Source organism: Nostocoides sp. (genome assembly GCF_037045025.1).
Lineage (GTDB): Bacteria > Actinomycetota > Actinomycetes > Actinomycetales > Dermatophilaceae > Nostocoides_A.
Genome location: NZ_JBAOHM010000011.1, coordinates 439206 through 459744, shown reverse-complemented (window position 1 = coordinate 459744; position 20539 = coordinate 439206). Strand labels below are relative to the sequence as shown.

Genomic DNA, 20539 nt, shown 5'->3' with positions numbered 1-20539 from the left:
TTGGGACTGCGGCATTCGCGCGCCATCCGCAGTGAGCCTCAACCAATCCGGTCGATGACGAGCGGGGGCAGATCCGGCCGTGATCCATGGGACGCGATCGTGAACGCCTGCGCGAGTGCCCCTTTCGCACGCTCGAACTTATCCGGGGTGTCCGTATGCAGGGTCATCAGCTTCTCCCCGCCGCGCACCACCGCGCCCGGTTTGGCGTGCAACTCGACACCCGCGCCGGCCTGGACCGGGTCCTCCTTGCGGGCCCGTCCGGCGCCGAGCCGCCAGGCGGCGACCCCCACGGCATACGCATCCAGAGTGGTGAGGACACCGTCGGCTGGGGCGAGGATGTCCTCGGTCTCCCCGGCGACCGGGAGTGGCGCGTCCGGGTCGCCGTCCTGGGCGGCGATCATCCGCCGCCAGGCGTCCATCGCCCGACCATCCGTTAGGGCCAAGCGAACGTCCTGCCCGCCACGTCCGGCGGCGTCGAGCATCTCTTCGGCGAGCCGGACGGTGAGGTCGACGACGTCCGGTGGACCACCACCGGCGAGGACCTCGATCGACTCGCGGACTTCGAGGGCATTGCCGGCGGTCAGGCCGAGCGGGGTATGCATATTGGTCAGCAGGGCAACGGTTTTCACTCCTGCGTCGGCGCCGAGCTCGACCATCGTGCGAGCGAGTTCGCGGGCGTCATCGGGGTTCTTCATGAAGGCGCCGGAGCCGACCTTGACGTCGAGAACGAGCGCGCCGGTGCCCTCGGCGATCTTCTTGGACATGATCGAGCTGGCGATCAGCGGGATCGCCTCGACCGTCCCGGTGACATCGCGCAGGGCATAGAGCTTCTTGTCGGCGGGCGCGAGCCCGGAGCCGGCGGCGCAGATGACCGCGCCGACCTCATCGAGCTGGCGCAGCATCTCCTGGTTGGACAGGCTGGCCCGCCAGCCGGGGATGGACTCCAGCTTGTCGAGGGTGCCCCCGGTGTGGCCGAGCCCGCGCCCGGACAGTTGCGGCACAGCGACGCCGAAGACGGCCACGAGAGGGGCGAGCGGGAGGGTGATCTTGTCGCCCACTCCCCCGGTCGAGTGCTTGTCGGCGGTGGGCTTTCCTAACGCGGAGAAGGACATCCGTTCCCCGCTGGCGATCATCGCCGACGTCCAGGTCGCGATCTCGCGGCGGGTCATCCCGTTGAGCAGCACCGCCATCGCGAGGGCGGACATCTGCTCCTCGGCCACCACGCCGCGGGTGTAGGCGTCGATGACCCAGCGGATCTGCTCGTCGGTCAGCTCCCGCCGGTCGCGCTTGGTGATGATGACATCGACGGCATCGAAGGCTTCACCCATGGCCGGAAGGTCCCTCGCTGGTCGCCACCCTCGTCAGATTGTCGGGGCCGAAGGCCTGGGGCAGCACGGCCGACATCGGCAACACGCCCTCGGGCGTCATCAGCAGGCAGTCGGCACCGCCGTGCTCCCACAACAACTGCCGGCACCGGCCACACGGCATCAGCGCCTTCCCGTCGTGGCCGACGCAATAGACCGCGGCGAGGCGGCCACCGCCGCCGAGCTGCAACGCCGACACCATCCCGCACTCCGCGCACAACCCCACGCCATACGCGGCGTTCTCGACATTGCACCCGGCAAACACCCGCCCGTCGGTCGTCAATCCGGCGACTCCCACCTGGAAATTCGAGTATGGGCAGTACGCGTGCGCCATCGCGTCAACCGCGGCGAGGCGCAACGCCTCCCAGTCGACGTCCGCCACCGCTAGTGTCCGCCACCCTTGCGATAGACCAGGCCGTCGGCGGCGGGCATCCGCAAGCGCTGGGAGGCGAAGGCGAGCACGAGCAGGGTCGTGACATAGGGCAGGGTGCCGGCGAGTTCACCGGGGACGGCGTCGGCGGCGAAATACCACCACGCCGTCAGGATGCCAATCACGACCGCCAGCAGCCCGGACACCACCCGCCGATTGCGGACCAGTTGCCACACGCCGACCACGATCAGCAGCACCGCGACCAGCAGCAGCACGGCGTGCACGCTAGAGCCGCCGCGCAACCGCAGCGCGTCGGTGTAGCCGAACAGGGCCGAGCCGGCGAGCAGCCCGCCGGGCCGCCAGTTGCCGAAGATCATCGCCGCCAGCCCGATATATCCGCGGCCGCCGGTCTGGCCGTCGCGGAAGAGGTTGGAGGCCACCAACGTCAAGAAGGCGCCACCCAGCCCGGCGAAGGCGCCGGAGGCGAGCACGGCGAGAAACTTGTATCGGTAGACGTTGACACCAAGCGATTCGGCTGCGGCCGGGGACTCACCGACGGAGCGCAGCCGCAGCCCAAACGCGGTGCGCCACAACACCCACCAGGTCGCCACAAACAAGCCGAGCGCGATCACCGTGAGCACATTGACATTGGTGATCAGCCCGCGCACGATCCCGGCGAGATCGGACAGCAAGACGATTCGGCGCCGTTCCAAGGACAGCAGCGGGGCACCGACGAAGGGCACGGACAGGTTGGGTGGCCGCGGCAGCGGCGGCGACTGGGTCGGGCCGCCTCCGGGAAGGCCGGTGAAAAAGCGTGAGGCGAGGTATTTGGCGATCCCGAGACCGATGATGTTCAGCGCCACGCCGGAGACGATGTGATCGACGCCAAAATAGACGGTCGCCACCGCATGGATCAGGCCGCCGACGAGACCGCCGAGCGCGCCGCCGAGGATGCCGGCCCACGGGCCCCAGTGGTAGGCCGCGAAGGCCGATGACCAGGTCCCGAGGATCATCATTCCCTCCAGGCCGATATTGACCACGCCGGCCCGCTCCGACCACAACCCGCCGAGGCCGGCCAGGGCGATGGGCACCGCCAACCCAAACGCGGCCGCGACCGCACCGGAGGAATCCAGGTCGTTGGCGCCGGTGACGATCCGCAGCACGGACACGGCGATCAGGCCGCCGAGAGCGATCAACCCCCATCGGCGCCAATCGAATCCGCGCCGGCCGTCCCGGTCGGGGACGACCTCGGCGCCGGCTTGGAGGGAGGTGCTCATGCCGGTGCCCCTTCCCGCGCGGGGCTGCGCCTCGCGGCCAACTCGCGGGCCACCTTCTGCTGCTCCAGGCGGATGTCGAGGCGGCGCACGCCCTCGTAGGCGATGACGACGGCGAACAGGATGATGCCCTGGATGATGTAGACCAGCTCGGGCGCGACACCGGCGCGGATCTGCAGGCCGTTGGCCTGGGTGTCGAGATAGCTCCACAGCAGCGCGGCAAAGGCGATCCCGATCGCGTTGTTGCGCCCCAGCAGCGCGATCCCGATCCCGGCGAACCCGAGACCGGCCTGGAAGGTCGTGCCGTAGGAGTGGTCCTGACCGAAGAGCAGCGGCATACCGACCAGGCCGGCGAGCGCGCCCGAGGCGATCATCGAGGTCATGACCATCCGCTTGACCTTGACCCCGCTGGCGACCGCCGCGGTCTCGGATGCGCCGGTGGCGCGCAGGTCGAAGCCGAAGCGGGTCTTGCCGAGCACGAACCAATAAAGGAAGCCAACGACGACGGCCAGGATGAGCAGGCTGTAGACCCGGTTGGTCGCGCCCGGGATGAGCTTGAAGCCCTCGAGCTGGGAGGACTCGGGGATGACCTTGGTGCCGATCGCGTTGGACCCGGCCGTGCGGACGGCGACCTTGAGCAGCAACCACGAGACGACGCCGGTGGCGATCGCGTTGAGCATGATCGTCGAGATCACCTCGCTCACCCCGCGCGTGACTTTGAGGTAGGCCGCGATGCTCGCCCACAGCCCGCCGGCCACCATCGCGACGACGATCGTGACGAGCACATTGAGCAGCCCCGGCAGCCAGGCCTGCCCGGCGAAGAGGGCGGCCGCGAAGGAGCCGACGCGGTATTGGCCGTCGACCCCGATGTTGAACAGGTTCATCCGGAAGCCGACGGCCACGGCGATCGCCGACAGATAGAGGACGATCGCACCGTTGACGATATTGGTGATCTGGCGCGGCTTCGGCTTGCTCAGCATCGTGATCCACACATCGCGCACCGGGTCGCCGAGGGCCGCCAGCACCAGCGAGGTCAGCGCGAAGGCGACGAGCAGCGCGAGGATCGGGGCGCCGATGGAGAGCAGCACCCGGCGCACATTGAGCGTTCTCATTGGGCGTCCCGCGGGGTGTCGACGTCGTGCGGGCTGTCGGCGCCGGTCATCGCCGAGCCGAGGTCTTGACTGGTTACCGTGTCGGGGTCGAACTCACCGGTCAGCCGGCCGCGCAAGATCACCCGGATGGTGTCGGACAACCCGATCAGCTCCTCCAGGTCGGCACTGATCAGCAGCACCGCCAGGCCCTCGCGCCGGGCCTGGCGGATCAGGTCCCAGATCGACGCCTGGGCGCCGACGTCCACACCGCGGGTCGGGTGGGCGGCGACCAGCACCTTCAGCTGATGGCTCATCTCCCGCCCGACGATGAGCTTTTGCTGATTGCCGCCGGATAGCGAGCCGGCGGTGACATAGATCGAGGGGGTGCGGACGTCGTATTCGCGCACGATCCGGGCCGTGTCGGCCTTGGCGGCGCGGGCGTCGATCAACCCACGGCGTTCGTTGGGCCGCTCGGTCTGGTGGCCGAGAATGCGGTTCTCCCACAACGGAGCTTCGAGCAGCAAGCCGTGCCGGTGCCGATCTTCGGGGATGTAGCCGACGCCGGCCTCGCGAATCTCGCGGACGTCCCAGTCGGAGATGTCGGTGCCTTCGAGTTCGACGATGCCGGCGCTCGGCTCGCGGATGCCCATGATGACCTCGACGAGTTCGGCCTGGCCGTTGCCCTCGACGCCGGCGATGCCGACGATCTCGCCGGCGTGGATGTCGAGGTCGATATCGTGCAGCAGGTCGCGGCCCTCGGTGCCGGCCAGCGTGATGTCACGCAGGCGCAGCACGACCTGGTCGGTCACCGTGGACTCGGTGGTCTGCGGCGTGGGCAGTTCCGAGCCGACCATGAGTTCGGCGAGCTGGCGGGCGTTGACCGACTTGGGGTCGACGGACGCGACCGTCGTGCCCCGGCGAATCACCGTGATCGCGTCGGCGACCTTGAGCACTTCGTCGAGTTTGTGCGAGATGAAGATGACGGTCAGGCCCTCGTCTTTGAGTTCGCGCAGGTTGTCGAACAGTTCATCGACCTCCTGCGGGACCAGAACCGCGGTGGGCTCGTCGAGGATGAGGATCTTGGCTCCGCGATAGAGGACCTTGAGGATCTCCACCCGTTGCCGGTCCCCGACGCCGAGGTCGGCGACGAGGTCGTCCGGGTCGATGTTCAGGCCGTACTCGGCGGAAATGCGCCGGATCTCGCGTTTGGCGGCGCCGCCGATGCCGTGCAGCTTTTCCGCGCCGAGGGCGACGTTTTCGAGAACGGTGAGGTTGTCGGCGAGCATGAAGTGTTGGAACACCATCCCGACACCGGCCTTGATGGCATCGGACGGCGAATGCAGCGTGATCTCCTGGCCGTCGACCTTGATCGTCCCCTCGTCCTGGCGCTGGACGCCATACAGGATCTTCATCAGCGTCGACTTGCCCGCGCCGTTTTCGCCGACGAGCGCGTGCACGGTGCCGCGGCGCACCGCAAAAGTGATGTCCTTGTTGGCGACGACCCCGGGGAAGCGTTTGGTGATGCCCGTGACTTCGACGGCCAGCTCCGCGGTGGCGGCAGGCGGTGTGGCGGTGGCAGTGATGGCGGCGCCTCCTCATGCTCCGGCAGCTTCCGACAACGACATCGGGGCCCGGGTGAACGCTACAACGTCACCCAGGCCCCGGTGCCTCATCCCGATCGGGGAGGGTCACATCGTGTCGGGAACCTTGATCTCGCCGGCGATGATCTTGGCCTTGTAGTCCTCCAGCTTGGCGATCACGTCGGCGCCGAGCTTGTCGCCGGTGGTGGAGTAGCCCACGCCGTCGGCCTTGAGGTCATAGACGATATTGCCCGCCGGGGCGGACCCATTGACGGCCTTGGACAGGTAGTCGTAGACCGCGACGTCGACCTTCTTGATCATCGAGGTGATGATCACGTCGCGCACCGCTTCCTCGGCGGTCTTGGCCTGGTCGGAGTCGACGCCGATGGCCATGCCGCCGGCGTCCTTGGCGGCGGTGAACACGCCCGCGCCGGAGCCGCCGGCGGCGTGGTAGACGATGTCGGCCCCACCCTGGTACATGCCCTCGGCGGCGGTCTTGCCCTTGGCCGGGTCGCCGAAGCCGCTGAAGTCCGGCGGCTGGGTCAGGTAGGTCGAGTCGATCTTGATCTTGGGGTTGACCTCCTTGGCACCGGCCTCATAGCCGGCCTGGAACTTCACGATCAGCGGGACGTTGACGCCACCGACAAAGCCGATGTGGTCTTCCTTGGTCTTCAACGCGGCGGCCGCGCCGACGAGGAAGGAGCCCTCCTGCTCGGCGAAGGTCAGCTGGGCGACGTTGTCGCCCTTGGAGGCATCCGAGGCGTCGTCGATGATCGCGAAGTGGACGTCGGGGTTCTCCTTGGCCACCTTGCCGACCGAGGCGGCATACGCGAAGCCGACGGCGACGATGTTGGTGTAGCCGGCTTCAACCAGCTGGTTAAGGCGCTCCTCACGGGCGGCCTCGTTCTCGCCGTTGACCGCGGTGGCTTCCTTGGTCTCGAGGCCGAATTCGGACTTGGCCTTGTCCAGGCCGGCCGCGGCCGCGTCGTTGAACGACTGGTCGCCGCGCCCGCCCACGTCATAGGCCATGCCGACCTTGACGTCGGTGGCCGCTGATGGCGCCGAGCTGCCACTCGCCGACGGGTTGGCCGCGCTGCTGCTGCTCTCCTTGCTGGTGCCCCCGCCGCATCCGGCGAGGACCAGGCCTCCGGCCGAGATCGCGACGGCGAGCTTCATCATCTGACGCAAGGTGGTTCTCCTTTGTCCCGTTCGTGGCGCAGATCAACGCGCCAACCGATCGAAGGATAGTTCCCCGGAGCCGCCGTGCCGTCGTTGACGTGCCGGACGTGGCAACCGTTACGAAGTCGGGACGTGCGCAGCGGTATGCCGCGCGATCGCGCTCAGCGCCACCGCGCCGAGCAGTTTGGCGCCGGCCGCGATCGCCGCCTCGTCGATGATCAGGTCGCCTTGATGCAGGTCGTAGGTCCGTCCGCCGGGGGCCCGGGTGCCGAGCCGGGCCATCGCCCCGGGCACATGATGGAGATACCAGGCGAAGTCCTCGCCGCCCATCGACTGCGTCGAGGCGACGGTCGCGAGGTCGACAGCTGCTGCCGCGGTGCGCAGGTCGGCGATGGCGTCGGCGGTGTTGACGACCGGTGGTACGCCGCGGATGTGCTGTAGCTCGGCCTGGACGCCGAAGGGGCGGATCACGTCCTCGACAATCTCGGCGACCAGCGGCTCCAAGCCGTGCCAGACGTCGGCCTCGAGGACGCGCAAGGTGCCTTCGGCCTCTCCGGTCGACGGGATCACATTGCCCGCGCGACCGGCGTGGATCTGGCCCCACACGAGCAGCGCGCCCGATCGGGGATCGACCCGTCGGGAGAGGATCGCCGGGACGTCGGTGATCAGCTTCGCGAGGGCAAAGGTCAGGTCCTCGGTCAGGTGGGGGCGCGAGGTGTGTCCGCCATGACCCTTGAGCGAGACCAGAATTCGGTCACATGCCGCGGTGAGGGGTCCTTCGCGCAGCCCGACGCTGCCGACATCGAGCCCGGGGTCACAATGCAGCGCGTATGCCGCGTCCACCCCTTCCATCCCGCCCTCGGCGATGATCGCGTCGGCGCCGCCGGGGATGGACTCCTCGGCGGGCTGGAAGAACAGCCGCACGGCCGAGCGGGTCTCGGCGAGGAAAGCTTCCAGCGCGTGCAGCGCCGTGGCCGCGCCAAAGAGCGCGGCCGTGTGGACGTCGTGGCCGCACGCGTGGCAGACCTGGGGACTGATCGAGGCATAGTCGAGTCCGGTCCGCTCGCGCACAGGGAGGGCGTCGATGTCGGCCCGCAGCGCCACCCGGACGGTGGCGTCCGCCGGGCCGAGATCGGCGATCACCCCGGTCGAGGTCAGCCGGCGGTGGCGGATCCCACTCGCCGCGAGACGCTCGGCGAGGACCGCGGTCGTGCGGTGCTCTTCGTGGCTCAGCTCCGGGTGCTGATGCAGATCCCGGCGCAGGCCGATCAGGTCGGGGACGACGGCGTCGACGGCGGCGCACAGGGCAGAGAAGGGAGGCGGGATCATGTCGATCGTCAGCTTATCCGTGGGCGAAGGCAACTCCGCTGAGGTCTGGTGTTTTTGCTGAGGTCGTACTACCGGTATGACGACCTCAGCAAAGAGACCAGACCTCAGCGGGTTTGGCGCCTCAGCGGGTTTGGCGCCTCAGTGGGTTTGTCGGCTCAGCACAGCCGCGCCCTCCCGGTGGCCTTGAGCCGCTCGACAAGGGACTTAACGTCCTGGGCGCGGGCCGCGGTCGTGACGAGCAGGGCGTCCTCGGTATCGATGACCACGACATCCTCCAGCCCGAGCACGGCGACGAGCCGGTCTCGGGTGACGACGATCCCGCTGCTGTCGATCGCCTCGACGAGCGTCGGGTCGCCGACGACCCGCATCCCCTGCGGGCCCGGGGCAACCAGGGTGGCCAGCGAGTCGAAGTCCCCGACGTCGTCCCAGCCAAAAAGCCCCGGCACGACGACGACCTGACCCGCGTCGGCCGCCGGCTCGGCGATGGCGTGGTCGATAGCGATCTTGGGCAACGTCGGCCACAGGTCGTCCAGCCGCTCCGGGCTGGCCGCCAGCTCGCGCAGCGTCGCCGTGAACTGCGGCTGCCACTGTCCCAACAGGTCGAGCAGCCGCCGCGCACGGACAACGAACATCCCAGCGTTCCAACGGAATTCGCCAGTGGCGAGGTAGGCTGCGGCCCGCTCAGCGGTCGGCTTTTCGACGAACTGTCGCACGTGCAGGGCGCTGGGGAAGCCGGCCACAGGCTTGCCTGATTGGATGTAGCCGAAGCCGGTCGCGGCATACGTGGGCGCGATGCCGATCGTGACCAGATGGTCCTGGACGGCAAGGGAGATGGCCTCGGCGATGCATTGGTCGAAGGCGGCCTCGTCGGTGATGACATGGTCGGCGGCGAACGAACCGAGGATCGCGTCCGGGTCGCGGGCTTCCAGCACTGCGGCCGCCAGGCCGATCGCCGCCATCGAGTCCCGGGGAGTCGGCTCGACCAGGATGTTCTCGTCGGGCAGCTGCGGCACCTGTTCTCGCACAAAGGGCGCGTGCCCGGTGCCCGTGACCACCAGGATGCGATCGCCGGCGAGCGGCTGCAGCCGGGCAACGGTCGCCTGCAGCAGGGTGCTCCCCGCGCCGGTCAGGTCGTGCAGGAATTTGGGTGACGCGGCCCGGCTGACCGGCCACAGCCGCGTGCCGGCACCCCCCGCGGGAATGACGGCACAAAAGGAGTCGAAGGGAACGGCCATGGCAGTGACGTTATCTCCCGCGCCGCCCGCGGATCGACCGTAGCGCGCCGGCGACCAGCCCGGCGGCAGCCGTCGCGGCCGCACCAAGGACGGCGCCCGAGGCGATACTCGCCCGGTCGACCGCGCGCTGGTCCCAGGCCGGCAGCCCCGTCCCTCGCCGATGCCGCCACTCGGCGGCGGCCTGCGCCTGCGTCGGCGGGCCTTCTACGAGCTTCTCGCGCTCGCCATCGCTGGTCGTGGCGGCGGCCGCGTGGATCGCGTCGATATCGTTGGCCGCCCAAGCCGCCGAGAGCAGCATCGCCCGCGCGATGAAGTTGAGGAAGGCAAGCAACCCAACGACCAGCGCGATCGAGGCAAACAGCTTGTTGCCCACCGTCCCGGCGATCAGCCGCGAGGCAAAGGTTTGGATCAGGGTAAGCGCGACCCCACCGAAGATCGCGCCATTGCGCACCGCCCGCCAGGGCAGCTCCACGCCCGAGAGCACCCGCAGCATGAGCGCGACGAGCAGTGCGTTAGCAAGGAAAGACGCGAGCAAGCCCGCGATCGTGACAATCCATGCCTGCTCACCGAGCCCGATCCAGCCCGCGACCGTGCCGGCCACAGCGCTCGTGATCGCATTGACCATCGCGGCGAGCACGACGCCGAGGCCGAGGGTGGCCAACACCAGCAGGTCACGCAGCTTGGCGGTCACGACGTTGCCCGGCGACCCCTCGACCCCGAAGATCGCCCGGATCCCGTCACGCAGCGCGCCGAGCCAGCCCAGGCCGGCCCAGAGCAGCCCGAGCACACCGACGATCGCGGTGATGCTCAACGTCGTCCCGCTCGGGATCGCCATGGGGATCAAACCGTCGGGGTTGGCGTCGCCCTTGACAAAACCGGGCAGTTGCTTCTCGATCGCCTCCTGGACGTCGGCGAGCAGAGTGGGCTGGTCGCGCAGGACGAGCCCAAAGATCGTGAAACCGAGCGCGATGGCCGGGAACAGCGAGAAGAACGCAAAGTAGGTGACCCCGCCGGCGAGCAGGCTGCCGCGGGCATCGCCATACCGCGACCAGGCCCGCCAAGCATCGCTCGCCTGAATCCGTTTCCACACTGCCTTGAGCTTCTCCACGGGATCACTCCCCTTGCAGGTCGAAGCCGCGCACGGGGCGCCAGACGTCGTCGTCCCCGTGGTGGTAGAGGTGGAAGGCCGGAACGTGGAAGGTCACCGCAAAGTCATCGAGGTCGACAAAGGCCGCATCCAGCTCCTCCTCGCTGATCTGGTGCGCGACCGTGACATGCGGGTGGTAGTCGAAATCCAACTCGCGGACGACCGGCCCGGTCCGGATCGCGCTCTCCAACGCCTCACATTCGGCCATACCCCGGGTCAGTCGGACGAAAACCACCGGGGAGACCGGCCGGAAGGTCCCGGTCGATTCCAGCGCGATATCAAAGCTCGGGTGGGTAGCCGCGACCTTGGCGAGGTGCTCCTCGAAGGCCGCCAAGTCGTTGACGTCGACGACGGTCGGCGGCAACAGCGTGACATGCGGTGGGATGGCGTGAGCCAGGGGGTCGCCGAAGGATTCCCTGCGCTCCTGCAGGAAACCGGCATGCGGTTCGGGGATCGCGACAGCGACGCCGATGGTGGGCATGACGACGCAGGTTACCGGTGGTTAGCGAACTCGCGGCAACAGCCCGACCGCATCCCGCACGCGGCCCAGCACGTCGGCGGCGACAACGCGCGCCTTGGCCGATCCGTCGGCGACGATGCGGTCCAGCTCACCGGGATCGGCGAGCAACTCGCGCATCCGGGTTTGGAACGGCTCTAAGGCCGTGACGACAACCTCGGCGACCGCACCCTTAAGGTCGCCATAGCCCCGGCCCGCGAACGCCTGCTCCAGCTGCGGGATCGGCGTCCCCGACAGGGTCGAGTGGATGACCAGCAGGTTGGCGATCCCCGGCTTGGCCTGCGGGTCATAGCGGATCTCGCGCTCGTTGTCGGTGACTGCGGACTTGATCTTCTTGGTGATCCGGTTGGGGTCGTCCAGCAGGTCGATCAGGCCGAGGTCGCTGGAGAGCGACTTGGACATCTTGGCCGTCGGCTCCTGCAGATCCTGAATCTTGGCGCTGCCGGTGACGATAAACGGCTCGGGCACGGTCAGCAGCGGGCCGAAGCGCGCGTTCATCCGCTCTGCCAGGTCGCGAGTCAGCTCCAGGTGTTGGCGCTGGTCCTCGCCGACAGGGACCAGATCCGCGTCATACAGCAGGATGTCGGCGGCCATAAGGATCGGATAGGTGAACAACCCGACGTTGGCCTGCTGGCCCTTGGCGGTCTTGTCCTTGAACTGCGTCATCCGGCTGGCCTCGCCGAACCCGGTCTGGCAGGAGAGAATCCACGCCAGCTCGGCGTGCTCGGGGACGAGGCTTTGCAGCATGAGGGTTGCCCGGTCTGGATCGACACCGCCGGCGAGGAACTGCGCGGCCGTGACACGGGTGCGCCGGCGTAGCACCTCCGGGTCGGTCGGCACGGTGAGGGCGTGCAGGTCGACGACGCCGTAGTAGGCGTCATAGTCGTCCTGCAGCTTGACCCAGTTAACCAACGCCCCGAGGTAGTTGCCGAGATGCAGCGAGTCGGAGGTCGGCTGCATCCCCGAGAAGATTCGTTTCGGGCGCGCCGGGGTGGCGCCGGGGTCGGCGGGCATGAGTCCCATTCTGCCAGCCGGTTGGCCGATCGCTCACCAGGATTAGGGTGGCCGGATGGACGCGCGCGAGGCCTTCCGGGTCGCCTTCGGTCGCGCGCCCGAGGGGCTGTGGAGCGCGCCCGGGCGGGTCAACCTGATCGGCGAGCACACCGACTACAACGGTGGGCTCGCGCTGCCGATCGCCCTCCCCCAGCGCACGTATGCCGCGGCCTCTCCCCGCGCGGACCGTCGCCTGCGCGTCGTGAGCGTCCAGGCCGACGGCCTCGTCGAGGTGTCCCTGGACGAGGTGGGGCCAGGACGTGTCGAGGGTTGGGCGGCATACGTCGCCGGGGTGCCGTGGGCCTTGGAACGGGCGGGGTTCCCCGTGCCCGGGCTCGATCTGGCGATCGACGGCCGGGTGCCGCTCGGCGCTGGCTTGTCCTCGTCTGCGGCGCTGGAATGCGCAGTGGCCGCGGCATACAGCGATCTGTGTGTGTTCGACTTGTTGTCGACGGACTCGGGTCGCGCCCAGCTGGTTTCGGTATGCCGCCGGGCCGAGAACGACATCGCCGGCGCGCCCACGGGGGGGATGGACCAGTCGGCGTCGCTGCTATGCCGCGCCGACCACGCGCTGCTGCTCGACTGCCGGGACGGGCACACCGAGCAGGTGCCGGTCGACCTGGCCGCAGCCGGCCTCGCACTGCTCGTGATCGACACCCGCGCACACCACGAACTCGTGGACGGTCAGTATGGCGCGCGCCGGGCCACCTGCGAGCGGGCCGCCGCCATTCTTGGAGTCGAGACGCTGCGCGAGGTGGCCGACCTGCCCGCCGCGCTGGCCCGCCTTGATGAGGACGGGATGCGCCGGCGGGTGCGACATGTGGTCACCGAGATCGGCCGGGTCAACGACGTCGTCGTGGCGCTGCGCGCGGGCGAATACGGCCGCGTGGGAGCGATTTTCACGGCCAGCCATACGTCGTTGCGCGACGACTACGAGGTCTCCTGCCCCGAGTTGGACACCGCGGTCGAGGCGGCGGCCGGTGCCGGCGCCCTGGGCGCGCGGATGACCGGCGGCGGGTTCGGCGGCTCGGCGATCGCGCTTGTGCCCGCGGACATCCTGCCCGCTACCGCCGAAGCCGTGCGAACCGCCTTCGCGCAACAGGGCTTTCGGGAGCCGAACTGCTTCGAGGTGGCTGCGTCGGCGGGTGCGGGCCGAGACGAGTAGCCGCAGCGGATCAGGGGGTCACCGGGGAGTACCGTCGTTGGTGTGATCGTGCAGCCGCCGTGGGTGGAGCGGCTGGTTGGGTCCGACGAACCCGCGGCGCGCTGGGTGGCCTTGACCGAGATCGAGCGGAGGCCGCACAGCGATCCCGTGGTGACGGAGACCCGTCGGCAGGTGCTCGGCGACCCGCACACGCGCGACCTGCTTGATCGGCTCGTTCCGTGGGAGATCGAGAACCGGATCTCCGGACACCCCGCGCCCTCCTTCGCACCGAATCTGTTGCGGCAGCTGTTCGACATCGGGGTCCGGCCCGGTGACGACGGTCGCATCGACGCCTGCCTCGATGCCATGACGCGGCACGTGGATGACAGAGGCCGCCTCCAGTCGCTCGGGAGCTACCGCGGCCGGACCGGCTGGTCATCGCTGCCGTGCGACCACCACGCGATCCTCGAGACACTCATCCGGGGTGGGCGCGGCGCCGATCCCGTTGTGCAAGCGGGAATCGAGGTCATGAGCGCAGCCCTGGCCGAGACGCCGCAGGGGGCGGGCTGGCGGTGTGTCCCAGACCCTGCGGTGGGTTTCCGCGGGCCGGGCCGGAAGGCGGACGTGTGCCCCCAGGTGACCCTCCAAGCGCTGCGCGTCTATGCGCTGCTCCCCCACGAGGCGAGGCCCGCCGGGCTGGACGCTGCGACGCGGACTCCGCTGGAGGTGTGGCGGCGGCGCGGCAACGAGCAGCCGTACATGTTCGGCCACGGCCGTTCGTTCAAGGAAGGCAAATGGCCGCCGACGTGGTATTCGGCGCTGGAGGTCGTGGCGACCCTCGGCCGCTTCCCGCGGACCTGGGCCGCCCCGGCCGCGGACCCGGCCGATACGCAGGCGATGGCCGAGATCGGGGCGTGCGTGACGGCATACGTGCTGGACGGCGACGGGCAGGTCATCCCGAAGTCGGCCTATCGGGGATTCGCGGAGCATAGTTTCGGCCGCAAGGGTCACCAGTCGGATGTCGCGACCGCCCTCGTGCTGCGCGCCCTGGTGCGGCTGGAGCCCATCGCCGAGCACGTCGAGGCGGTTGATGTGCTGGCCCTGCCCGGATCGAAGGGGAGCGTCGGCCGGCCACGGCCGCCGCGGTGACGCCGAGTGCCTAGGGTCGCCTGTCTGCGCCCTAGCAGCTGGACTGGGCCAGCCGCGCCAGCCGGTCGATCGAGGCCAGCAACCGCTCGCTCGTCGTCGACTTCGCGCGCTCGAAGCGACGCTCGTCGTGCAGGTTCATCCAGTCATAGGTGTGGGTCACTCGGGTGCGTCCGTCGGCCAGGGTTTCCAGCTCCCAGCGCCACAGGTGTCCGATCGGGGCGCCACCTGATTCCGCGGGCTTCCCCGCGATGCGGCGGTCCTCCTCGAACTCGACGACGTGGTTGTCACGGACCATGCCTTTCGTCGTATGCATGACGAAGACGTCGCCGACTGCCCGCACCCGCTGGCCGGGCGCGGCCTGGCTGAGGTTGTTGTTGCCGTCCCACTGCGGCTGGCGCGTGGGGTCGGCGATGAACTCGAAGATCGTGTCGGCGCTCGCGGCGATTTCTCGTGTAGCCGTGACCACCCGCTGCGCTTCGGGCGCCGAGAGGGTGGCCGGGCGCCATACGGAAACCTCGGGCGGCCCGTCCAACAGAGCGCGCCAGCGCTCGAGCACCTCCCGCATCCTCGCGTCGGACCGCGTGCGCTCATCATCGGCGAGGTATGCCGCTTCGCTCGCATAGCTCATCGTCTCGCGGAACCGGCAGGGGTCGTCGCGATTCCAGTGGAGGGCAAGGCGATTTCCGTCGTTGGCCTCGTAGTACGCACGCGCCTCGGCAAGGAATTCCTCGAGAGCGGCTTGCCCACCGTCAGGCACCCGACCCTCAAGAACGAGCAGGACAACGGGATTCACGATTCTCCTTCTGCGAACGAAACGTCAGCCGGATGCGGCCTGTCGGCGCGCGTCGAGCGCGTCGTCGGGCAACTCGTCCCACGTGACGATCACCGAGTCATCCTCGACGACGCCTCCGCGGCCGCGATAGGTCGCCAGCGCCGCCACATTGTCGCGCTCCGTGCCGGTCCACAGCCCCCGGCAGCCGCGGTCGACGGCGTGCTCCTCCAGCGCCTCCAGCAGGGCGGTCGCCACGCCCTGGCGCCGCCAGTCGTCGTCAACACCAAGTTCGTAGACAAAGATCTCGGGCTCCTTGTCCGGGTGACGCATCTCCACACCGGTGACGAACCCGATGGGGTGGTTGTCGCGGTCTCGGGCGATAAGCAGCACGTGCCCGTCCCGGGAGAGGAAGTCGCGGGCGCCGTCGTCGGTGACCTCGTTGTCGAACAGGTGGGCGCCTCGAGGATCGTGACCGGCGCCGACGCCGGCGCGATGACCCAGTCGGCCCCGGGGGCATCCGGTTGCGCGTTCTCCTGTGGCACGCGCCGAGCCTAGATCAGACGCGTGAACCCGGGGTGAATGCCAAGCGGCCGGACCGGATAGTGATTGGCCCGCTGGTCCAGGTCGAGAGGAGCTTCTCGGTACGCCTGGTGGCGACAACCGTGCCGAGCGGCTCCTCTCGATGGCGGCTTCCCTTCCCGCGACGGTCAGATGCTAGCCGGAGCGCGGTATGGGCAGTGATGCCTCGCTTGCCGTGGACAATCTCGTTGATCCGGCGAGGTGGCTCGCCGATCGACACGGCGAGCTTGTTCTGCGTGATCCCGAAGCCCGCGATGAAGTCCTCCATGAGGACCTCCCCAGGGTGGATCGGTGCGATCTTCTCAGTGGTAGTCAGCGATCTCCACCTCCTCTGGTCCGGCGTCCGCCCATCTGAAACAGATGCGCCACTGGTCTGTTGATCCTGATGCTGTGCTGGCCGGCCCGGTCACCCTTGAGCGATTCGAGCCGATTGCCGGGGGCGATCGAAGATCGTCAAGCGGGTCAGCGGAGCCAACTTGGCGAAGCTTACGTAGAGCCACCCGGATGAGCCGTGGGGCGACCTCCTGCCATCCTCGGTGAGGATGGACGGTGCGGCCCGCTCAAAGGCTGGGCTCGCAAGGACACAACCCTGCCCGACACGTCGGGGGTTTCAAGACGGTTTCGATCCGCAGGGCGCGACCGTCCTTGAGGTGCTGCTTGATCCGGGAGTGCTTGTAGTCGGCGTTGATGGTGACCCCGCAGGTGTCGCGGGTAGCCACGTCGGGTCGATCGCCCGGTGAAGATGACCTCGACCCGATCCGGGCGACCGATGTCGAGGTTGTCGACCACCCGGGACTCAAAGAACGCGCGCAGGCACGGCGAGGGGCGTCGAACACGAGGGTGCGGCAGGTCTCGACCTGACGCATCGACAGCGGCCACCAGGACCCGCCGTCCCGGTCCGCGGCAGTCAGCGGGAGCGGCACCGGGTAGGGGAAGTCGGCGCACACCAGCACATGGATCGGCGTGGTCTTGCCCGCGCCATTCGACCCCAAGATCCCCAGCAGGCGATCGTCGTCCATCTCGTCTCTCATCCACGCCGGCAGAATGTTGCCGGTGCGCGGGTTGAGCAAGACGCCCCGGCCCCGAGGACGGCGACGTGCTTCTCCGGCAACAACCCGTTGTAGCTGGAGCGTCGGTGGAACGAACCCGCGCTCGCGGCCGCCGATCGCTCCCGCCTCGGCCCAAGATCGTGTAGGTCATCGGTCGCCAGGGCGACCGATGACCTACACGATCCTTGCTAGACGTTAAATCTGAACTCGACCACGTCGCCGTCGGCCATCACGTAGTCCTTGCCCTCAAGGCGAGCCTTGCCGGCGGACTTGACGGCGGCCATCGAGCCGAGTTCGTCGAGGTCGGCGAAGGAGACCACCTCGGCCTTGATGAAGCCCTTCTGGAAGTCGGTGTGGATGACACCGGCAGCCTGCGGCGCGGTCCAGCCCTGGTGGATGGTCCAGGCGCGGGATTCCTTGGGCCCCGCGGTCAGATAGGTCTGCAACCCGAGGGTGTGAAAGCCGGTGCGCGCCAACTGATCCAGGCCCGACTCCTCCGCGCCGAAACTCTGCAACAGCTCCAGTGCCTCCTCGTCGGACATGTCCATCAGGTCCATCTCGAGCTTGGCATTGAGGAAGACCGCATCCGCCGGGGCGACGAGCTCTCGCAGCGATGACTGAACCTCGGTGTCGGCGAGTTGGTCTTCGTCGAGGTTGAAGACGTAGATGAACGGCTTGGTCGTGAGCAGACCGAGCCCCGCTGCCAAGCCGGCGTCGACGCCGGCGGCCGGTCCCGCGGCATACAGAGTCTTGCCCTTTTCGAGCACCTGCTGGGCGGCGACGGCGGTGTCCAGGACCGCCTTGTCGACCTTCTTGCCCTTAACCTCCTTCTCCAGCCGCGGCACCGCCTTCTCCAAGGTCTGCAGGTCGGCGAGGATCAGCTCGGTCTCGATGATCTCGATGTCGTCCTTCGGCGAGACCAAGCCGCCGACGTGCACGACGTCGTCGTCGACGAAGGCGCGCACGACCTGGCAAATCGCGTCTGCCTCACGGATATTGGCGAGGAACTTGTTGCCGAGCCCCTCGCCCTCCGAGGCGCCCTTGACGATCCCGGCGATGTCGACGAAGGAGACGGTTGCCGGCAGAATCCGCTCGGATTTGAAGATCTCGGCCAGCCGGCCCAAGCGGGCGTCGGGGAGTGGGACGACGCCGACGTTGGGCTCGATCGTCGCGAACGGATAGTTCGCCGCGAGCACATTGTTCTTGGTCAGCGCGTTGAAGAGGGTCGACTTGCCGACGTTGGGCAGTCCGACGATGCCAATGGTGAGAGCCACGGGGTCAAGATTCTACCCGCGCCTCACGCGGCCATCCTCCAGATAGGCCGCGACCCCGGACAGGGCGGCGACGATGAGGCGGGCGGCGTACTCCGCCGTGCGCGTGGCCACTGCGTCGGCGTCGCACCAGTGGACAGCCGCGATCTCTCGCCGTTGCAGGGTCATCGACTCCACCAGGGCGGAATCGGCGACGCCGAGGTCAAAGAGGAAGGCGATCGCATCGTCCCAACCGCGATAGGGCGGCAACCACGAGGTGGTGAGCAGTTCCTTGACCGGCAGTTCGAGCCCCAACTCCTCGCGGCATTCCCGTTCGACGCAGTGAGCCGGGGACTCCCCCGGATCAACGACCCCGCCCGGCAGGTCCCACTCCTTCTTGTAGGTCAGCTCGCAGAGCAGCACCTCCCCCCACTCGTTGCGCAACACCCCCTGGGCGATGACGCGCTTGGTCGGCAGCCGCTCGTTGAGGGTGCGGATGAACGTCAGGCGCTTGGCGTCGTCCCAGTGGATCCCCGATCCGGGCGTATGCGGCTCACCCACCGGCGCGCTCGCCCCCGTGGTCGGCGATCAGCCGGTCGATGACGAAATCCGCGTTGTCGTCGCGGGCCGCGGCCGGCATCGGCGGAAGGATGTCGTCCCACGCCGCCATGAACGTGCCCCGCAGCTGGGGCAGGCGGGCCGGGCGGGCCAGGAACCATGCGTGCGCATGTGCCCCGCCGTCGCCCCATCGGGCGGTGTGGCAGCGTCCCACGCTCGGCAGCGCCTCGATGGCCCGCACGAGCAGGACGCTGAGGACGCCGTATTCGGCCGCGAGGTCGGGCGGCAGGTCGGCCAGGTCGTGGTGGGCGTTCGGCTCCAGGACCAGGATGAGCGGCGAGCCGGACGGGGGCGCGGTCTTGATGTGCCAGGTCTCGTTGTGCCACACCACCGGCCAGTCGGGGGTGGTGCGGCCGGAGTCGGTGCACCAGCAGGTGTCCGGGTCTTCGCCGGCCCGCGGTGCTTCGTCTTCGACGAGCGGCTCGAGCGGCTTTGCCCGCAACTCCCCTTCGAAGGGAAAGACCGCCCAGCTGGTGAAACCGTCCGCAGCCAACGGCAGGTGGCCCCCCGCAGCGGCCTGAGCGGCATAGACCCGCTCGGCATAAGCCTCGATGCTCTCCGGCTCAGTCACGACGATGAGGCTACCGGGGCGTTGTCGGTGCCCTCTGGGAGCGTATGCCGCATGGAGCCCTGGATCCTCACCGTCGCCATCGCGCTGGGTTGCGCAACCCTGGCCGGGCTGCTCGTCCACTTCCGCGCCGCCGCCGTCCTGGTGCAGGCGGTGACCGAGCGCGACCTGCTGCGGCTGCGGGTGTCCGACCTGGAGGCCGCCCTCGGCGAGGATTCCGAGACGGCCGCGGTCCTGCGGCCGGTGCACGACACCCTCGGGCGGATGGAGCGCCAGGTCGCGGCCTTGGAGCGCGATCGGGTCGGCCAGTTCGCGACGATCCGCTCGGCTTTGGGCCGGGTCGAGGAGGAGGCATCGAGCCTCGGGCGGCACACGGCGTCCTTGGCCGGCTCGCTCAACGCCTCCTCGGTTCGGGGCGCCTGGGGTGAGGTGCAATTGCGGCGGGTCCTGGAGCACGCCGGGATGCTGGCCCACTGCGACTTCAACGAACAGGTGTCGGCGGTCAGCCGGCACGCCCAGGGGGTGCGCCCGGACGTCGTCGTCCAGTTGCCAGGCGAGCGGCGCTTGGTCATCGACGCCAAGGTCCCGATGACTGCCTTCCTGCGGGCCCAGGCCGAGGATCTTCCCGCCGCAGACCGCACGCGGCTGCTCGGCGAGCACGCCCGGGCCCTCGCGGGCCACGTCGGGTCACTGGCCGGCAAGGAGTATTGGTCGGCGTTCACGGGCTCACCGGAGGCGGTGGTCTGCTTCGTGCCGTCCGAGGCCATGCTGTCGGCGGCGCTGGCGGCCGATCCCGCACTGCACGAGAGCGCGTTGAGCCGACACGTGGTTCTCGTCGGCCCGGGCGGGCTGCTCGCGTTGCTGCGGTCGGTGGCTTTCACCTGGCAGCAAGATGCCCTGTCGGCCAATGCCGAGGAGTTGCTCGGCCTGGGCCGCGAGCTGTATGCCCGGCTGGGCACGCTCGGGGCGCACACGGTCAAGCTCGGCCGCAGCCTGACGAGCGCCGTGGAGGCCTACAACGCCGTTGTCGGGGCGATGGAGTCCCGGGTCTTGGTCACCGCCCGGCGGATGCAGGACCTCGGCCTAGCCAGTGATCTCCTGCCAGAGCAGCGGCCGGTGACCGCTGCCATTCGCCCGCTGACGGCGATCGAGTTGATCGACGCGGTGGCCGATGCCGAAGCCCGGCCCGAACTCGACCTCGGCCTGCCGCACGGCTCGGCGCCGGGGGAGACGGGAGGGGAGGGGAGGGGCAGATCCGCCGCCGGCTGATG

General features: G+C 68.9%; 21 protein-coding genes and 1 pseudogene. 3 read left to right on the top strand and 19 right to left on the bottom strand.

Annotated features, from left to right (window positions below; translation table 11 throughout):
- Nucleotides 1-38 precede the first annotated feature (38 nt).
- The 11 genes from V9G19_RS13335 to trpS form a co-directional block, all read right to left on the bottom strand.
- A complete protein-coding gene (locus tag V9G19_RS13335; RefSeq protein ID WP_462285891.1) occupies nucleotides 39-1328 on the bottom strand; it encodes a thymidine phosphorylase in 1290 nt (429 codons plus the stop codon).
- Nucleotides 1321-1746, bottom strand: coding sequence for a cytidine deaminase (locus tag V9G19_RS13330; RefSeq protein WP_462285890.1), 426 nt, complete (start codon nucleotides 1744-1746; stop codon nucleotides 1321-1323). The genes V9G19_RS13335 and V9G19_RS13330 overlap by 8 nt, the downstream gene beginning before the upstream one ends.
- A gap of 2 nt (nucleotides 1747-1748) precedes the next feature.
- Nucleotides 1749-3011, bottom strand: coding sequence for an ABC transporter permease (locus V9G19_RS13325; protein ID WP_462285889.1), 1263 nt, complete (start codon nucleotides 3009-3011; stop codon nucleotides 1749-1751).
- Nucleotides 3008-4120, bottom strand: coding sequence for an ABC transporter permease (locus tag V9G19_RS13320; protein WP_462285888.1), 1113 nt, complete (start codon nucleotides 4118-4120; stop codon nucleotides 3008-3010). Before V9G19_RS13320 ends, V9G19_RS13325 begins: the two co-directional genes overlap by 4 nt.
- Nucleotides 4117-5571 carry an ABC transporter ATP-binding protein gene (locus tag V9G19_RS13315; protein ID WP_462285887.1) on the bottom strand — a complete coding sequence of 485 codons (1455 nt, stop codon included), beginning with the start codon at nucleotides 5569-5571 and terminating at the stop codon, nucleotides 4117-4119. Before V9G19_RS13315 ends, V9G19_RS13320 begins: the two co-directional genes overlap by 4 nt.
- Nucleotides 5572-5787: 216 nt before the next feature.
- Nucleotides 5788-6858 (bottom strand): BMP family lipoprotein, encoded by a 1071-nt coding sequence (locus V9G19_RS13310; protein WP_462286243.1) that lies wholly within the window; start codon nucleotides 6856-6858, stop codon nucleotides 5788-5790.
- Nucleotides 6859-6975: 117 nt separating this feature from the next.
- Nucleotides 6976-8187: an amidohydrolase gene (locus V9G19_RS13305; protein ID WP_462285886.1), complete on the bottom strand. Its 1212-nt coding sequence runs from the start codon at nucleotides 8185-8187 to the stop codon at nucleotides 6976-6978.
- A 155-nt stretch (nucleotides 8188-8342) separates the two neighbouring features.
- Entirely contained in the window at nucleotides 8343-9422 is a 1080-nt protein-coding gene (locus V9G19_RS13300) for a mannose-1-phosphate guanylyltransferase (protein WP_462285885.1), read from the bottom strand.
- A gap of 10 nt (nucleotides 9423-9432) precedes the next feature.
- Nucleotides 9433-10530 (bottom strand): YihY/virulence factor BrkB family protein, encoded by a 1098-nt coding sequence (locus V9G19_RS13295; protein WP_462285884.1) that lies wholly within the window; start codon nucleotides 10528-10530, stop codon nucleotides 9433-9435.
- 4 nt (nucleotides 10531-10534) lie between these two features.
- Nucleotides 10535-11050 (bottom strand): 2'-5' RNA ligase family protein, encoded by a 516-nt coding sequence (locus V9G19_RS13290; RefSeq protein WP_462285883.1) that lies wholly within the window; start codon nucleotides 11048-11050, stop codon nucleotides 10535-10537.
- A gap of 21 nt (nucleotides 11051-11071) precedes the next feature.
- Nucleotides 11072-12100: a tryptophan--tRNA ligase gene (gene trpS / locus V9G19_RS13285; protein WP_462285882.1), complete on the bottom strand. Its 1029-nt coding sequence runs from the start codon at nucleotides 12098-12100 to the stop codon at nucleotides 11072-11074.
- A 55-nt stretch (nucleotides 12101-12155) separates the two neighbouring features.
- Between trpS and galK the strand changes: the two genes are divergently transcribed.
- Nucleotides 12156-13304, top strand: a complete 1149-nt coding sequence (galK, locus tag V9G19_RS13280; protein ID WP_462285881.1) for a galactokinase — start codon at nucleotides 12156-12158, stop codon at nucleotides 13302-13304.
- Nucleotides 13305-13346: 42 nt separating this feature from the next.
- The gene (locus tag V9G19_RS13275; RefSeq protein WP_462285880.1) at nucleotides 13347-14432 is read left to right on the top strand and encodes a hypothetical protein; all 1086 of its coding nucleotides are present in this window, start codon (nucleotides 13347-13349) and stop codon (nucleotides 14430-14432) included.
- A 31-nt stretch (nucleotides 14433-14463) separates the two neighbouring features.
- Here the strand turns inward: V9G19_RS13275 and V9G19_RS13270 are convergent, their stop codons facing one another.
- From V9G19_RS13270 to V9G19_RS13235, 8 genes and pseudogenes are all read right to left on the bottom strand, one after another.
- Nucleotides 14464-15225: an SRPBCC family protein gene (locus tag V9G19_RS13270; protein ID WP_462285879.1), complete on the bottom strand. Its 762-nt coding sequence runs from the start codon at nucleotides 15223-15225 to the stop codon at nucleotides 14464-14466.
- A 24-nt stretch (nucleotides 15226-15249) separates the two neighbouring features.
- Nucleotides 15250-15864: a GNAT family N-acetyltransferase gene (locus V9G19_RS13265; RefSeq protein WP_462285878.1), complete on the bottom strand. Its 615-nt coding sequence runs from the start codon at nucleotides 15862-15864 to the stop codon at nucleotides 15250-15252.
- On the bottom strand, nucleotides 15761-16099 hold the full coding sequence (locus V9G19_RS13260) for a HigA family addiction module antitoxin (RefSeq protein ID WP_462286242.1): 339 nt from the start codon (nucleotides 16097-16099) through the stop codon (nucleotides 15761-15763). Before V9G19_RS13260 ends, V9G19_RS13265 begins: the two co-directional genes overlap by 104 nt.
- A pseudogene (locus tag V9G19_RS13255) lies at nucleotides 16086-16289 on the bottom strand (type II toxin-antitoxin system RelE/ParE family toxin). Before V9G19_RS13255 ends, V9G19_RS13260 begins: the two are co-directional and overlap by 14 nt.
- A 54-nt stretch (nucleotides 16290-16343) precedes the next feature.
- On the bottom strand, nucleotides 16344-16802 hold the full coding sequence (locus V9G19_RS13250; RefSeq protein WP_462285877.1) for a hypothetical protein: 459 nt from the start codon (nucleotides 16800-16802) through the stop codon (nucleotides 16344-16346).
- Between the two features lie 218 nt (nucleotides 16803-17020).
- Nucleotides 17021-18106, bottom strand: a complete 1086-nt coding sequence (gene ychF, locus V9G19_RS13245; RefSeq protein ID WP_462285876.1) for a redox-regulated ATPase YchF — start codon at nucleotides 18104-18106, stop codon at nucleotides 17021-17023.
- A gap of 12 nt (nucleotides 18107-18118) precedes the next feature.
- Nucleotides 18119-18643, bottom strand: coding sequence for an NUDIX domain-containing protein (locus tag V9G19_RS13240; protein WP_462285875.1), 525 nt, complete (start codon nucleotides 18641-18643; stop codon nucleotides 18119-18121).
- On the bottom strand, nucleotides 18636-19271 hold the full coding sequence (locus V9G19_RS13235; protein ID WP_462285874.1) for a hypothetical protein: 636 nt from the start codon (nucleotides 19269-19271) through the stop codon (nucleotides 18636-18638). The genes V9G19_RS13240 and V9G19_RS13235 overlap by 8 nt, the downstream gene beginning before the upstream one ends.
- Before the next feature lie 51 nt (nucleotides 19272-19322).
- Here V9G19_RS13235 and V9G19_RS13230 point away from each other — a divergent pair, with 51 nt between their 5' ends.
- Nucleotides 19323-20537, top strand: a complete 1215-nt coding sequence (locus tag V9G19_RS13230) for a DNA recombination protein RmuC (RefSeq protein WP_462285873.1) — start codon at nucleotides 19323-19325, stop codon at nucleotides 20535-20537.
- Nucleotides 20538-20539: the final 2 nt, after the last annotated feature.